14 protein-coding genes are annotated in these 15,843 nt (G+C 40.9%); 3 read left to right on the top strand and 11 right to left on the bottom strand.

Going from position 1 to position 15,843, the window contains the following annotated elements:
• Positions 1-173: 173 nt before the first annotated feature.
• The 3 genes from IEX12_RS15835 to IEX12_RS15825 all read right to left on the bottom strand — a co-directional run bounded on the left by IEX12_RS15835 (position 174) and on the right by IEX12_RS15825 (position 3,830).
• The gene (locus IEX12_RS15835; RefSeq protein ID WP_188725480.1) at positions 174-1,709 is read right to left on the bottom strand and encodes a fatty acid--CoA ligase family protein; all 1,536 of its coding nucleotides are present in this window, start codon (positions 1,707-1,709) and stop codon (positions 174-176) included.
• Between the two features lie 315 nt (positions 1,710-2,024).
• Entirely contained in the window at positions 2,025-3,020 is a 996-nt protein-coding gene (lplA, locus tag IEX12_RS15830; RefSeq protein ID WP_088049688.1) for a lipoate--protein ligase, read from the bottom strand.
• A gap of 78 nt (positions 3,021-3,098) precedes the next feature.
• On the bottom strand, positions 3,099-3,830 hold the full coding sequence (locus IEX12_RS15825) for an MBL fold metallo-hydrolase (RefSeq protein ID WP_102415530.1): 732 nt from the start codon (positions 3,828-3,830) through the stop codon (positions 3,099-3,101).
• Positions 3,831-3,929: 99 nt separating this feature from the next.
• Between IEX12_RS15825 and yhfH the strand changes: the two genes are divergently transcribed.
• Complete coding sequence (gene yhfH, locus IEX12_RS15820; protein WP_088049686.1) at positions 3,930-4,058, top strand: protein YhfH; 129 nt, start codon at positions 3,930-3,932, stop codon at positions 4,056-4,058.
• 168 nt (positions 4,059-4,226) lie between these two features.
• A complete protein-coding gene (gene pepF / locus IEX12_RS15815; RefSeq protein ID WP_188725479.1) occupies positions 4,227-6,044 on the top strand; it encodes an oligoendopeptidase F in 1,818 nt (605 codons plus the stop codon).
• Between the two features lie 352 nt (positions 6,045-6,396).
• On the opposite strand, the gene hemY is transcribed toward pepF, so the two are convergent.
• The 4 genes from hemY to IEX12_RS15795 all read right to left on the bottom strand — a co-directional run bounded on the left by hemY (position 6,397) and on the right by IEX12_RS15795 (position 12,235).
• Positions 6,397-7,797, bottom strand: coding sequence for a protoporphyrinogen oxidase (hemY, locus tag IEX12_RS15810; protein WP_088049684.1), 1,401 nt, complete (start codon positions 7,795-7,797; stop codon positions 6,397-6,399).
• On the bottom strand, positions 7,797-8,735 hold the full coding sequence (gene hemH, locus IEX12_RS15805; RefSeq protein WP_088049683.1) for a ferrochelatase: 939 nt from the start codon (positions 8,733-8,735) through the stop codon (positions 7,797-7,799). The genes hemY and hemH overlap by 1 nt, the downstream gene beginning before the upstream one ends.
• 26 nt (positions 8,736-8,761) lie before the next feature.
• Positions 8,762-9,808: a uroporphyrinogen decarboxylase gene (hemE, locus tag IEX12_RS15800; RefSeq protein ID WP_088049682.1), complete on the bottom strand. Its 1,047-nt coding sequence runs from the start codon at positions 9,806-9,808 to the stop codon at positions 8,762-8,764.
• 252 nt (positions 9,809-10,060) lie between these two features.
• Positions 10,061-12,235 (bottom strand): transglycosylase domain-containing protein, encoded by a 2,175-nt coding sequence (locus IEX12_RS15795; RefSeq protein WP_088049681.1) that lies wholly within the window; start codon positions 12,233-12,235, stop codon positions 10,061-10,063.
• A 164-nt stretch (positions 12,236-12,399) separates the two neighbouring features.
• On the opposite strand from IEX12_RS15795, the gene IEX12_RS15790 reads away from it, so the two are divergent.
• Positions 12,400-12,897 carry an antibiotic biosynthesis monooxygenase family protein gene (locus IEX12_RS15790; protein ID WP_088049680.1) on the top strand — a complete coding sequence of 166 codons (498 nt, stop codon included), beginning with the start codon at positions 12,400-12,402 and terminating at the stop codon, positions 12,895-12,897.
• Positions 12,898-12,961: 64 nt separating this feature from the next.
• On the opposite strand, the gene IEX12_RS15785 is transcribed toward IEX12_RS15790, so the two are convergent.
• The 4 genes from IEX12_RS15785 to IEX12_RS15770 form a co-directional block, all read right to left on the bottom strand.
• Positions 12,962-13,456, bottom strand: a complete 495-nt coding sequence (locus IEX12_RS15785; RefSeq protein WP_088049679.1) for a thioredoxin family protein — start codon at positions 13,454-13,456, stop codon at positions 12,962-12,964.
• A 5-nt stretch (positions 13,457-13,461) separates the two neighbouring features.
• Positions 13,462-13,890, bottom strand: coding sequence for a disulfide oxidoreductase (locus tag IEX12_RS15780; RefSeq protein WP_088049678.1), 429 nt, complete (start codon positions 13,888-13,890; stop codon positions 13,462-13,464).
• Between the two features lie 196 nt (positions 13,891-14,086).
• Positions 14,087-14,716, bottom strand: a complete 630-nt coding sequence (locus IEX12_RS15775) for a response regulator transcription factor (RefSeq protein WP_088049677.1) — start codon at positions 14,714-14,716, stop codon at positions 14,087-14,089.
• An 81-nt stretch (positions 14,717-14,797) separates the two neighbouring features.
• Positions 14,798-15,835 (bottom strand): sensor histidine kinase, encoded by a 1,038-nt coding sequence (locus IEX12_RS15770; protein ID WP_088049676.1) that lies wholly within the window; start codon positions 15,833-15,835, stop codon positions 14,798-14,800.
• Positions 15,836-15,843: the final 8 nt, after the last annotated feature.

Genomic DNA, 15,843 nt, shown 5'->3' with positions numbered 1-15,843 from the left:
GGACGGTGCCACCTTTGATTGGACTTTGACTTTTTGGCAAAAATTACGGGAATAGTACTTACTGAACATTTTGACTATATTTATGCAATGCTAGTGAAATGGATAAATCATACATTTTGACGTTAATTAAGGTGAAATTTTATTCAGTGGGGAGACCCCCACCGAATGAAGTTTCACTTTATTGTCTCCTGCAGGTTTTTCCGTAATATTTTACCTGTTGTATTTTTCGGAAGTTCATCCAAAAATTCAATTTTTGCAGGTACTTTATATTTTGCTAAATGAGCCTTACAAAATTCACGAAGGTCATCTTCCGCAATTGCCGGATCATTTGCAACAACAAAGCTTACGACCGCTTCACCTGAATCCGGATCCGGCATCCCAACAACCACCACTTCTGCAACACCCGGATGTTCGTATAATACTTCTTCAACTTCCCGTGGATATACATTATAGCCACCAACCAGAATCAGATCTTTTTTACGATCGACAATATAAAAATAGCCTTCGTCGTCCATTCTTGCCAGATCCCCGGTGTATAACCAGCCATTCTTTAAGGTAGCGGCTGTTTCCTCCGGCATTTTATAATACCCTTTCATAACATTTGGACCGCGAACAATTAACTCGCCAACTTCGCCCGTTTCCACTTCTTCGCCAAATTCGTCAACAACTTTATTTTCAACGTTGACAATGTTTGCCCCAATTGAACCGGGTTTTCTTGGCCGATCTAACGGATTAAAGCATGTAACAGGGGAAGCTTCCGATAATCCGTACCCTTCTGAAACAATGACATCAAATTTCTTTTCAAATTCCTTCAGTAGTGCAACCGGCATTGCTGAGCCCCCGGATATGCATAGACGGATTCCTTGCAAATCGTTGTCCTTGTCATTTGCACTTTGTAACAAATAATTGTACATCGTCGGCACACCTGCAAAAATTGTCGGGGTATGTGCCCTCGTTATCCGAAACACTTCTTTTGGCGAAAATTTCGGCATAATAATAACAGTTCCACCATTCATAAGTGGTGCATTCAATGCAACGGTTAAACAAAATACATGGAACATGGGCAATGCTGCAATGACACGATCATCCCCATTAATTGTCAAATAATCGGCCACATCCTTTGCATTTGAATATAAATTTTTATGTGTCAGCATTGCCCCTTTTGGTTTTCCAGTCGTGCCAGATGTGTATAAAACAACCGCAACGTCTTCCTCATCAAGTACTGGAGAAATAAACTCCAGGTTTCCTCCCTGGAGAATTTCTGTAAACGATTTCAATTTTGTCGATAAAGGATGAGCTGTTAATTTAAGTTCTGCACCGGTTTCGCACGATATGTAATGATTGACCCCAGGAAGTTTTTCCGCTATTGCTGCAAACTTTTCTACTAAAACATCCATTGTTAGAATTGCCTTTACATCACCATTTTTTAAAATATACTCCATTTCATATGGCGTATACATCGGATTTATTGGTATAACAACTGCACCAATACGGAGTGCACCATACAGTCCAATTACAAAATATGGACTGTTTCCGGCAACCAACGCTATATGATCCCCTTTTCGATAGCCCAGCTGGTGCAAAGCCGATGCAAACTTTGTTACAGCTCCCTCCAATTCCTGGTAGCTTGTATGGTTGTCCTGAAATACAAACGCTGTTTTGTTTGGATGATTTTTAGCAGTAATCGATAATTGACTACTTAAATTCATTTTCAAGCCCCCTCGAGTAATGAATGAACAATCATTCATCATGAAGTAGAATTCATATTAATTATAAAATACAGATAGCCAATTTTCAAATGTAAGCGTTCACAGTAGATAGCGGATGACTTCGAACAAACAATATTGGTCGATATTTCTGCTCTCAGGTTGATGGTTCTGCTCTCGCGTTGATGTTCCAGCTCCCGGGTATATGTTCAGAGTATTTATATTCATTACAGTAAACTATTCACAGATTGTAAGATAAAAAAATTAGGCTGCCCTACTACTAGAGCAGCCTTAAAATACAGAAAGTTCACACGCGCATCAATACAATAAGTCAATAAACCCTTCTTTAGGAATTTTCCCCAAATAGTGTGGTACATCAACGTTGGCAAGTGCTTCCTCAATTGCTTTTCGTTCATGGCGAACACCGATTAATTTTTCCTCCAAATCGGCGACCGCCCCAACACCAAAGAAATCGCCATAAATTTTGCAGTTTTCGATAATCCCCTTTTTAACATTCAAACGTACATCGACAAGACCCGCATCAAATTTGTGGGATGCCTGCACATTAAACGATGGTGACTTACCATAATTCCATTCCCATTTTTGGTAGCGTTCTTTGGAAATTTTATGGACGTTCTCCCAGTCTTCATCCGTTAGTTCATATCTAGGGATATCTTTTACATCGTCTACATCAAAAATATAACGCAAAATAAGCGTTTTAAACTCGTCCATCGTAATTTTTTTGTCAAGAAATTCAGAGATGTTGGCAACACGGCTGCGAATCGATTTAATTCCTTTTGACTCAATTTTCTCCTGTTTAACATTTAACGCCGCAACAACATTTTCAATTTCCGAGTCGAGCATCAATGTGCCATGGCTGAACAGACGTCCTTTTGTTGAAAACATGGCATTCCCGGATATTTTCCGTCCAGCAGCAGCTAAATCGTTTCTGCCTTTTAGTTCAGCAGGTACCCCCAATTTGTTCAGCGCCTCAACGATTGGCTTAGTGAATTTAGCAAAGTTCTGAAAACTGTTTCCGTCATCTTTCGTAATAAAGCTGAAATTTAAATTCCCTTCATCATGATAAACAGCTCCACCACCGGAAAGCCGGCGAACTACTTTTATTCCGTTTTCCTCAACATAATTCGTATTTATTTCCTCAACTGAATTTTGATTTCGACCAATAATAATCGATGGTTTGTTAATATAAAATAGTAAATATGTATCGTTTTCACCGAAATTTTCCAATACATATTCTTCAAGTGCCAAGTTAATCATCGGATCCGTGATTCCTTTGTTATCGATAAATTTCATCTGAAAGCCCCTCTCTAGTATATTAGTCCCTTATCTATTGTAATCGAAGGCAGACAGGCAATCAAAGAATTGGTCCGTTTATTTCTCCCAAACAAGCCCTTCCCGCGCAAGCCGAATTTTCCCATTGAAAACTGTTGCAGCTTCTTCGACTAGTTTGTTTGGATCACCATATTGCGGTAAATGACTCAGAATTAGTTCAGTAACGTTTGCCTGCTTTGCTATTCGAGCTCCTTCTTTGCTTGTCATATGTCCTGCCGCCGCCCCATTCTGATCCGCATAAAAGTTGCAATCTGTAATCAGTAAATCGGCATCGTTAGCAAAATCACTCCATTCCTTTTTAAAAGACGAATCAGCAGTATAGACGATTACACTATCACCATCCGAAATACGCATTCCGTAACAGGTAACAGGATGTTTTGTTTGCAAAAAATTGATCAGGAACGGACCAACCTTCAGTTCACCACTTGGATCATAGGGAATTCCTTCCGTACACTCATGTGTCAGGGTAGCAAAACCTTCCTCATCCTCGGTATGACCGTAAATCGGTAAAATTTCCTTCACCTCACGCAAATAGGACTGGACAAGCCAGGCATACTGCAGAACGCCAATATCAGCAACATGATCATGATGGTAATGAGATAGAATGACCGCATCAAGATCCATGAGATGTTGATAATTTTGCAACTTGGCAAGCGCACCACTTCCCGCATCAATTAGTAATGTAAAATCATCTTTTTCAACCAAATAGGCGGACGTAGCACCATTTGCAGCTGGATAGCCGCCCCAGAAACCAATTACCGTTAACTTCATAAAAATCTCCCCTAATTTATCAAATTTGTTGTAACACACTATTGACAACCGGCATACTGTTATAATACAATACAGTTACGATAACAAAGGAGGATGAACATGGAGAGCATCGTTGAATTTTATAAAAAATTACCAAAGAAGAAATGCCAAAGTTGTGGTCAGGTTATTGAAGAAAAAGCAGATTGCTATGGTAATATTTGTGACGAATGTGATCATCCCGCTCGATAAAAACTGTATGATAACTGTACTATAACATGATAAACCGATCATTAAACAGCTATACATCTAGCTGTTTATTTTTTGTAATTCAAGTTAGAAAACTCATATCATTCTTTTTCACTTTGTATTATACTACTATTTAGAGTAGCGAAATAATAGTTTGAAAGGGGAATTATAATGGCAACTGGAGCAAACGCTAAGCGATTGCAGCGTTCAGAAGTACCGCTTAAACAAACATGGGATTTACGCGATTTATTTACCACAAATAAAGAATGGGAAAACGAATTAGCTGCAATCCAGTTAGAAGTTAGTGTAGTGACCGAATACAAAGGGAAACTGGGAACGGATGCCGAAACACTATTAAACTGTCTTGCAACTTTAGAAAAATTTCAGCAGCGGATCATCCGTGCTGCGACATATGCAAGTTTGCGTGCCAGTGCAGATGGAGCTGATCCAAAGAACCAGGCAGACGCTTCCAAGGTTTCAGCCACGCTGGCAAAAATCGGTGCCGAACTATCATTTGTCGATTCAGAGCTATTAACATTATCGAGCGAAACAATTAATCGATTTTTACAGGAAAAGCCGGAGCTACGAACATATCAAAAAATGCTTGATGATTTATTAGAAAGAAAAGCATATACCCTTACCCCGGAAATCGAGGAAACATTGGCAGCACTTAGTGAAGTACATAATGCACCGCAGACGATTTATGAGCGAAGCAAAGCATCTGATATGCAATTTTCACCGGTACATGATCAAGATGGTAATGAATTGCCAATGTCAGCAGCACTCTATGAAGACCGCTATGAAATAACTGCTGATACCGCTATTCGTCGGCAAGCGTATAATTCGTTCATTAATACACTTAATCAATATAAAAATACGTATGCCGCAACATATGCTACAGAAGTAACCAAACAAGTTACCATGTCACGCCTGCGTGGCTATGATTCGGTTACAGACATGCTGCTTCACAGTCAGCAGGTTACAAAAGAAATGTATCTTAATCAACTGGATGTTATTCAAGAGGAGCTGGCCCCACACATGCGCAGATTCGCCAAGCTGAAGCAAAAGGATCTGGGACTTGCGGAAATGCGTTTTTGTGATTTAAAAGCACCAATCGATCCAGAATTTAATCCGAAAACAAACTACGAAGAAGCAACAGCCACTATTCTGGATGCACTGCAGGTCATGGGGCCGGAATACGTTGAAATCATGAAGAAGGGTGTCCATGACCGCTGGGTTGACCGTTCTGATAATATCGGCAAGGCAACAGGCGCTTTCTGTTCCAGCCCATATGGTGTACATCCATATATTCTCATTACATGGACCGACACAATGCGCGGAGCCTTCGTACTTGCCCATGAATTAGGGCACGCCGGGCATTTCTATCTTGCTGGTAAAAATCAATCATTGGTCAATACTCGTCCATCAACTTATTTTATTGAGGCGCCATCAACATTAAATGAACTACTGCTGGCGAACCACCTGATCGAAAAAACTGATGATAAGCGAATGAAACGCTGGGTTATCGGCCAATTGCTTGGAACATATTACCATAATTTTGTTACCCATTTATTAGAAGGGGAATACCAACGCCGTGTCTATACACTCGCTGAAACTGGTACACCATTAACTGCAAGTGTTTTATGCGAACAAAAAAAGCAAGCAATCGAAAACTTCTGGGGTGATACGGTTACAATTGACGATGGTGCAGGCCTGACTTGGATGCGGCAGCCACATCATTACATGGGACTTTATCCATGCACGTATTCAGCGGGATTAACTGTTTCTACTGCAGTAGCACAAATGATCCAGCAAGAAGGGAAACCGGCAGTCGATCGCTGGTTAAACGTCCTAAAATCGGGTGGCACACTAAAACCGCTTGATCTAATAAAACAGGCTGGTGTTGATATGTCGAAGCCAGATGCAATCCGAACTGCGGTAGCATATGTTGGAGGGCTTGTTGATGAACTGGAGAAAAGCTATGAATAGATGGTAGAATGTTCTTATTACCCTAGTCAGGCAGTCCTGATTAGGGTTATGGTGTTGGGATAAGACTACTCCAGCCGTACATTAATTGGAAGGGGAAGCCTAATTAGAAGGGAACATCGGCATTAATAGTGAACCAATCTGTATCAACAGTAAATCGCTACACATCGACAGTAGATTGCTATACATCAACAGTGAACCGCTACATATCGACAGTAGATTGCTATACATCAACAGTGAACCGCTACACATCGACAGTAGATTGCGGGACATCAACAGTAATGCAGCAACTACACCAAGTGGCAAGTTTTTCTACTTAAAAAAGGACAAGGAGCATACTCTGCCCTTGTCCCATTTACTCTCTTAAAAACGCCAACACCTCCGCTACTGCTTTCTCTCCTTGCTTTATACAATCTGGCAAACCAATTCCTTCATACGAGCTACCAGTTAAGAACAGACCAGGCAACCGATTACTAACTTCGCCACGCACCTTGGCAATTCGCTCCAAATGCCCAACTGTATACTGTGGCATGGCATTTTTCCATCGTGAGACTACACAAAATTCCGGTTTTTGCGTAATATCCATCGTTTTATTTAAATCGTTCAACACGATATCAACAATTTCCTCATCAGACAGATCAACAACACTTTGATCATCAGGACGGCCGACATAGCAGCGTAATAACACTTTCCCATCAGGCGTTGTGGCTGGCCACTTTTTGTGTGTCCAAGTGCAGGCGGTAATCCGAAAATCACTATTTCGTGATACGACGAAGCCGGTACCGTCGATATCTTTTTTGATTGCCGATTGATCAAAAGCAAGTGCGACATTCGCAACTGAAGTAGCTGGAATTTCATTAAAAGTGGTAAAGAAGTCGTATTGGCTGAACATTTTAGGTACAGTATAATGCGGTGTTGCTATAACAACTGCATCTGCCTTATACACTTCGCCACTGTCCAGCAATACGTGATACCCATGGTCCTTCTTCTCAATATGGTCAACCGCGGTATTTAACAGGACCGTATCCCCTAATTGCGTTTCAAGCGCATCAATTAATACTTGTAATCCACCAGCAAACGATAAAAACATTCCGGGCTTTTTCTTCTTTTTCTTTGCTGGCTTCGGCATTGTTTCGCTCAAACCTTTAATTAAACTGCCATACTTTTGCTCCACTTGATAAAAGTTGGGGAATGTTGCCATTAAACTCATTTGATCAATATCTCCAGCGTAAATTCCGGACAGAAGTGGTTCAATTAAATTTTCCACTAATTCATTGCCAAACCGGTGCCGGAAAAATCCGCCAAGCGATTGATCTGTCTGCTGTTTTCCCTTTGGCAGGGCTAAATCAAATCCAGCCCGAACCTTCCCCTTCAAAGAAAAGATTCCCGAGAATAAAAATGGACGGACTTGTGTTGGTATCCCCATAAACGACCCGCTTGGCATTTTGTGGAGCTTGTTACCGACTAAAATATAGGATTGGCCTGTTCCATTACGCACAAGCTGATCACGTAAACCGAGGTTCTTTATAAGTTTAACCGCAGGCTTCTTCCGCTCCAAAAATGAGTCAGGGCCCTGTTCAATTGTAAAGCCATCACGTCTGTACGTCTTTACTTTGCCGCCTAACCGGTGACTTGCTTCAACCAGCTTTACATCGTATGGCAGCTGGTTCGCTTTAATCTCTTTTTGCAAATAGTATGCAGCAGTTAATCCTGTTATCCCGCCACCTACAATGACAATCTGTTTTTTTTCCCCCATTATGCTTCACTTCTAACTTTTTTTAGCACGATAGTTGCAAGCGTCTTGATAAATTTCGGATGTACATTTGGCATTTCTGGGCGATAATAGTTGGCTCCTAACTCTTCACAAACAACTTTACATTCATAATCATTATCATATAAAACCTCTAAGTGATCAGCAATAAATCCCACCGGTGCGTACACGAAGGAACGATAGCCTTTCTGTTTATAAAGATCGCGCGTCAAATCCTGTACATCAGGTCCGAGCCAGGGATCAGGGGTGTTTCCTTCACTTTGCCAGCCAATTGCATAATTGGTAATCCCGGTTTTTTCGGAAATTAGCCTTGCTGTTTCCTTTAATTGGTCTGGGTAGGGATCGCCATTTTGTAAAATCTTTTCTGGCAAACTATGTGCGGAAATGACCAATACTGCCTTTTCTTTTTCAGCCTCAGGCATTTTTTCGTAAACAGCATTAATTTGTTCTGCCCAAAAGCCGATAAAGCCTGGTTCATCATACCAGCTTTCAACAGCGTAAATATTCGGTTTACCATACTTTTCCGCTGCTTCGCTGGCTCTTGTGTTGTATGATTTGACACTGAAAGTCGAATAATGTGGTGCAAGAACAATAGATACGGCTTGTTCAATCCCGTCATTAGCCATTTGCTCCACTGCATCCTCGATAAATGGTTCAATATGTTTTAAACCAATATATACATGAAATTCATACTCTTCCTGTGAATCGTTTAAGGTTGTTTCTAATGCTTTTGCCTGTTCTTCGGTAATTCTTGCAAGTGGCGAAATGCCGCCAATTGCTTTGTATCTATCTTTCAAATCCTTAAGCATCTCATCCGTTGGTTTTCTGCCATGACGAATATCCGTATAATAGCGCTCCACATCTTCCTCTTTATATGGTGTTCCATAAGCCATGACAAGTAACCCCATTTTCTTTCTATCCATTTCCAACATCCTTCCTTATCCATTGCCTATCTTGTTTTTATTACGCTTGAATACGTTTGAACCAGCTCAGTTAGTTTCTTTAATGTTGCAGGAGTAATCTCCGGTGTCACACCATGACCAAGGTTAAAAACATGACGACATTCACTTTTTCCTTCATCAAGAATCGCTTTTGTCCGCTCCTCAATCGTTTGCCAATCAGACAGCAGAATAGCAGGATCCAAGTTCCCCTGCAGCACTTTCGTTACGCCCATTTGCCTTGCTTCCGTAATGGAGGTGCGCCAGTCTAGGCCAATAACATCAACCGGCAAATCGTTCCATTCCATAAGTAAGTGTCTGGCACCGATACCGAACAGAATTAACGGGACATTTTCTTTTTTTAATTCCGTAAAAATCTGCTTCATAACAGGTTTAATAAATGCCTGATAATCAGCTCGATTAAGCGCCCCTACCCAGGAATCAAACAGTTGGATTGCTTTTGCTCCAGCATTAATTTGTGCTTTGACATAGGTGATAATCATGGTAGCCAGCTTATCCATTAAGGGAAACCAAACCTCAGGGTGCCGGTACATAAAGGCCTTCGTCTGATTGTAATTTTTCGAAGGACCCCCTTCAATCATATAGCTTGCCAAAGTAAAGGGTGCACCGCTAAAACCAATTAACGGAACGCTTAGCTGTTCTTCTGTTAAGAGGCGAATGGTGTCTAACACGTATGGCACATCCGCTTCCGGGTTAATCACACCTAAATTATCCACATCATGGGAGTTTTGGATGGGATTATGAATAACCGGGCCAACATTTTTTTTGATTTCCACGTCGACTCCAATAGCTGGTAGTGGTGACATAATATCCTTGTACAATATCGCAGCATCCACCCCATAATGTTCAACAGGTAAACGTGTTACATATGCACACAATTCCGGCTGGTGGGTTATTTCAAATAATGAATATTTCTTTTTTAATTCCCGGTATTCTTTTTGTGACCTGCCGGCTTGCCGCATAAACCAGACAGGCGTATAATCCGTTTTTTCTCCCCTGTACGCTCTGATGATCGTGTCATTGATCTGTTTTGCCATTTTATTCACCCTTTTTCACACGTTAACTTACTTCAATTAAATAATAGAACTAGCCTATTGTGATCTTTTGAACTTCACCATTTACTATAACGATTTCCATACCAACTGTATAGCATTGCCCGTTAATTGTCATTAATTCGCCGTAAATTGACGGCTGCTCAGAGCAAAAACAGAGCATAGTAGCCGCTGCAGCTGGACGTAGCTTACGCTGCCATAAGCTGAATAGGTTCTTAATTTATATACTTTTGTATCTCATAAAGAAAGCTCAACGGAATTAGATCGTTTTCCTTCCATCTTTGTTAAGGGATTATATGGAACTACATAGTAATGATATGATGAAAAAAACGGTACGTCATCAACAATAAACTCGTTGGCATCTTCTACCGTGCCAATTCGTTTGTCCAATCCATCGTCATTTTCCTGATAAATATGATATACGACACGATCATCCTGCGCCCTGTTCCAAGTTATTTTCCCTTTGACAATCGAGAAACCGCCAAATATATGAGTGGCTTCTGCTTTAATGGATTCCGGAAGTGTAATCGGCTCCGGTACAGCTTTTACATTTTCAGGCTTTTTAAACGTTCCTTGTAGTGAAGATCGCTTATCCAATTCGGTTAAAATTGCTTTCGTCAGCTTCGTTGGATATTCACTGCCAACAGTCAAATAGTGATTTTCATCCGATTTGTCGTATCCCATCCATAATGCACTAACATACTGTGGTGTATACCCGACGAACCAGGCATCTTTATAATACTCTTCGGCGTACGGATGCTGGGTTGACCCAGTTTTCCCTGCCAATGCTTTTTGGTATTCACCCGCTTGTGCAGTTCCATTGTTAACTGCTGTCTGCAAAATTTCCGTCATGCTCCAGGCAACTTGTGGACTAAATACTTCCTCAGATGGGGGATCCGCCTGAAAAATAAGGTCATTATCCTGATTATAAATCCGATCAATTGTATGGGCATCGGTAACTTGTCCATTGTGAGTAAATGTACGATAGCTTTGTACCATGTCAAGCGGGGTTAACCCCTGCTTTAACCCGCCAAGGGCAATCGCCAAACCATCATCAGGCAAGGATATACCCATTTTTTCCAGATATCCTTTTGCATCGGAAATACCAATATTCTCTAACAGCCAGACAGCTGGGGCATTTTTTGATTCGACAAGCGCCTGATAAAGTGAAACGGCTCCATCATACTGACCATCATAATTTGTCGCAGTATACCCATCATAGGCGACTTTTTGATCTGGTATTAGTGAATACGGCTGATATTTTTCACGCATCATTGCTGGAGCATACACAGCAATTGGTTTCATTGTCGAACCAGGCTGACGCTTCACGGTTACCCGATTCAGTTCACCAGGTTCATAGTCTCTTCCACCAATCGCAGCGACAATGGCACCGTTTTGTTGATCCATCATGACAAAGGCACCTTGAACCCCTTTTGTATTGCCCGGGAAATAGTCCTCCTTTTCAAATTGTTCATAGGCAATTCGTTGGGCTGTTTCGTCCATATTTACTACGATTCGATACCCACCGCGCTTTAATTCATCAATCGACAATTGGTGCTCTTTAGCAGCTTCTTTCATTACCAAATCAACATAACTGTCAACTGAAGGGGTACTTTTTTTATCTTTCACATGCAATCCCAATGTTTTTCCCTGCTCGGCCACCCTTTGTTTGGTGGAAATTATCCCGGCATCATCCATCGCTCGTAGTACAACATTTCTTCTCGTTAATGCCTTTTCCGGGTGATTAATCGGGGAATAGCCATTTGGCGCCTTGGCAAGTCCCGCTAAAAGGGCCCCCTCTGACAATGTTAATTCACTTGCCGATTTAGAGAAAAACAGTTGTGATGCAGTTTCAATACCGTAGACACCGCGGCCAAAGTACATTTGATTTACATATAGTTCAAGTAGCTTCTTTTTTGAAAAATGACGTTCCAAGTAGATTGCTGCCATTACTTCCTTTGTTTTGCGCATCCATGTTTTATCATTGTGCAAAAACAAATTTTTAGCAAGCTGCTGGGTAATCGTACTCGCTCCCTCCACTTTTTCCATGGCAAGAATATCTTTATAAACAGCTCGAAAAGCCGACTTGAAATCAACACCAGCATGCTCGTAAAAACGTCGATCCTCGATGGCGATAAAGGCATTTTTCACATGTTCCGGAACGTCCTCAATCGCAATTGGATCCCTGTTTTCATGATATAATGACGCGATAACTTCCCCGTCTTGTGTTTCAAACGTTGTTGTCGCATCCAACAGTAAATCCTGTTCATCAACAACCAGGCTCCCACCATATACGATGACACCATAACCAATTAATGCTAAAATCAAAATAAACCCGGCGATTAGGATTGGCCATTTAATCCGATTCGGTATTGCTTTCCATTGTTTCTTTATTGAATTCTTTTTTTCCATGGTTCACCTCTAAGCACTAACGAATATATTATACGACAGAATACAACAATCCGAAAGTAATAACATTTATTACTTTATAATAATTATAATTCCACTAGATTAATATGTATCTGAACAGGGTACAACTAAACTATATGTTTTTACCTGAGAGGAGTTAATCGAACATGAACGCATACATGACCAATGGAACGTATGACTTTTTACGTAAACTGGAGGAAAAATACCCGGATATACCGTTTTATTTTATGGCAGGATCTTCAGGTACTCTAGCTTATTATGAAGGGCGCCATAAAAATGTTTTTGCCGCCGGCCGTGCGTATGAGGTATTAGAGCAGGGCGGCGATATGAGAGAAACAGGGTTTGTTGTGATGAACAATATCCCGGTAACGGACGATGGAACGGCAATGTTTGAAGAACGGTTCAGACAGCGAAAAAGCGAATTGGACAGCATGCCCGGCTTCCAAGCGTTCCGGCTGCTTCGTCCCAAAAAAGGGAATACGTACGTCGTTATAACACAATGGGCTTCGGAAGCAAATTTCAATAACTGGAAGGATTCTGACGCTTTTAAAAACCAGCACCAGCACGGATTGGCAAAACCACCAGCGTTTTTTGCAGACAAACCATTTATTACAAGCTATCAGATGATTAAAGAGGAAAAATAGGAAGGGCAGGCATAACAAGAGATTTGTTATGCCTGCCTGCTATGTTCATTTATGTGGAGGATCTTTATTTGCCAGTATGCTTGTCTAGGAATTTCTGGTACATTTCTTCCGTTTGTTCTTCATTCTTACCTTCCCCGCTTATTCTGTCCACTTCTTTTCCATCTTTATAATAGACAAGTGTTGGAGTTCCTTCAATACCGAACCTGTCCCAGTCATGTTCAAACTCCCAAAGGTTTAATTTCTTCATATCAACTCCAAAATCCTCTGTCATCGGAACAAGGATTGGTGTTACTCGCTTGCAGTGTGGACAAGTAGGGCTGTAAAAATAAACGAAAACATCTTCCTCATTTGTTAATTTCTCGTCTAATTTGTCAGGTGTTATCTGATTTTGGTATAACGGGTCATCCAATTGATCGATTGTTTCCTGTTTTAAATTTTCTTTTCCGTACGGGTTGTCACTTTCATCAACTGCCTGCTTATTTTTAAACACCGTTACGAAATAAAGTGCAGCAAACAAAACAACAATGACAACTGCAAAAATAACCATTTTCTTCTTCATCGAGATTATTTCCCCCTTTGCTGTTTAAGTAGAATCATATGGAGTACGAAAATGACAATAAACGCTACTCCCGCTAAAAATGGTATCGTAATAAAGCCAAGGTAATTCACATATTCGGTATTACAAGGGATGACTCCGCATGACCCGCCGGTTTCCTGTAGTGCGGGCAGTTTTTGAATCAGATAATGATAGATGGAAACAAATATGCCAATCCCGCTCAAAATAAGACCTGGCAAAGCAATAGAAAGATCCTTTTTGATTGCAGCAGCACCATAAATAATCACTAATGGATACATCAGAATTCGCTGGTACCAGCAGAATTCACAAGGGACATACCCCATCACTTCAGAATAAAACAAACTTCCGGCAAGCGCAATAACGGCCTGTCCCCATATAATGAGCAAAATCGTCTCACTAGATTTGGAATTTTCCATTTATGTATTCTCCTCAAATTCAATATACATAGGTATTATACAAGCGATAGATGAAAAAGACAAAAATGAGGATTTTTTAGGAAATTTTAGGACTGTAACTAAAACTTTAAAAGCAACCCTTTTTCCAATACATAAAGGATATGGCTGGACTTTTCCATATCCACCTTTTCGTTTCGAATTGCATACAGGTCCCAAATTAACGTATCAGCTTATTCCGATGAACATAAACCGCTGCCTGTGTCCGGTCATTTACACCTAGCTTCCCTAATATATTACTGACATGCGTTTTGACGGTTTTAATTCCGATATACAATTTTTCACTAATTTCCTGGTTGGTCATCCCATTACCAATGCAGAGAAGTACTTCCAGCTCCCTATCCGTCAGATCCTCATGGGCTTTTTTCTGTATCGAGCGAATATTAGTCATCATTTTGCCGGCAACCTTAGATTCGATCACGGTTTCCCCTTTAGCCGCCTTTTTGATGGCGTCGGTAATTTCCTCAGCAGAAGATGTTTTTAAAATATAGCTGAACGCCCCCGCTTCAATTGCCGGGAAAACTTGTTCGTCATCATAATAGCTTGTCAGAATAATAACCTTACAATTCGGTAACGCCTTCATAATTTGTTGTGTTGCTTCAATTCCTGTACCATTTTCCATCATTAAATCCATTAGTACAACGTCCGGTTTTTTCTCCAGTACGAGTTTTGCCCCTTCATTTCCGCTTGCTGCTTCTCCAACTACATCAAGCTCCTCATCTGTTCGCAAGTAGGCAATTATCCCTTTGCGAACAATTTCATGGTCGTCAACTACCGCTACACGGATCATATTTTCTGCCCCCTTAAATCATGCTTAAACAGCGCATGTTCAAAAGCCGCCGCTAATCATTTGGTGACTTTTTGAACATCCTCAACAAGGAATGCGAATATCAATATACGTTCCCTCACCCTTGTTTGATCGTATAATAAATGTTCCACCTAATTCCTCAGCACGTTCCTTCATCGTTTTTAACCCATAGGATGTTTTTCGATTAGTATCCCGTTCAATATCAAAGCCGTTACCATTATCGCTAATATGCAAAAACAATTCATTATCCCGTTTTTTTAACCGTAATGTAACTTCGGTCGCATTCGCGTGGCGTAATGTATTGGAAAGCGATTCCTGAATCGTCCGGAATACATGCTCCTCTGTCGTTTCGGAAAGCTTAAGATCATCATCAATGAATAGATGAAAATCAAGTGAACTTTTCTGTTTTAATTCGGTGATCAATTTTTTGACTCCCGTAGACAGCGCCTCCCCTGATAAATGTACAGGACGAAGGTGCAGCAATAATGCCCGCATTTCGGTTTGCGCTTTTAATGCTGCAGTTGCCACTTCCTGCATTTGTTCTTTGGCAATTTCCGGCTTTTTCTCCAGTTGCCTAACTGCAGCCTCTGACATCATCGTCAAAGCAAACAGCTGCTGGCTAACCGCATCATGCAGGTCACGTGCTAATCGCTGCCGTTCTTCAATTACAGCAGCCTTATGTGCTGACCTGGCAAAATCTGCTTTTTCATCCGCCATTCGCTGTAATGATTTTACTTGATTTTGCAGTTTTTCACCTAACGCATTCAGCTCATTCGCAATCCTCGTAAATTCATCGTCTTCGGTAAAATAAACACGGGAATGATAGTCACCGTTAGCAAATTGAGTAATCAGCACCGATAAATAATCCAAACGCTCTTTTAGATCACCGCTTGATTTAAACCCAGCGTAAAAGGAAATAATGGTACCTAAAAACCCTGATAACAACACATAAACAAATATACTGGCAGCATTCAGCCACGCTGGTTCAAACAATACGTAAATGGACAATAGCAGAGATAGAAGTGTTACTGTTGTTAAAAACAAACCGTATAAATGAGAGCGAATATAGCTGAAGCGTATACTGCTAAATCGTTTAATCATAACTCCTC

The sequence above is a fragment of the Lentibacillus populi genome, assembly GCA_014642895.1.
Lineage (GTDB): Bacteria > Bacillota > Bacilli > Bacillales > Amphibacillaceae > Lentibacillus_C > Lentibacillus_C populi.
The sequence above is the reverse complement of the archived record's forward strand: the minus strand, read 5'-3'. Positions and strand labels throughout refer to the sequence as shown.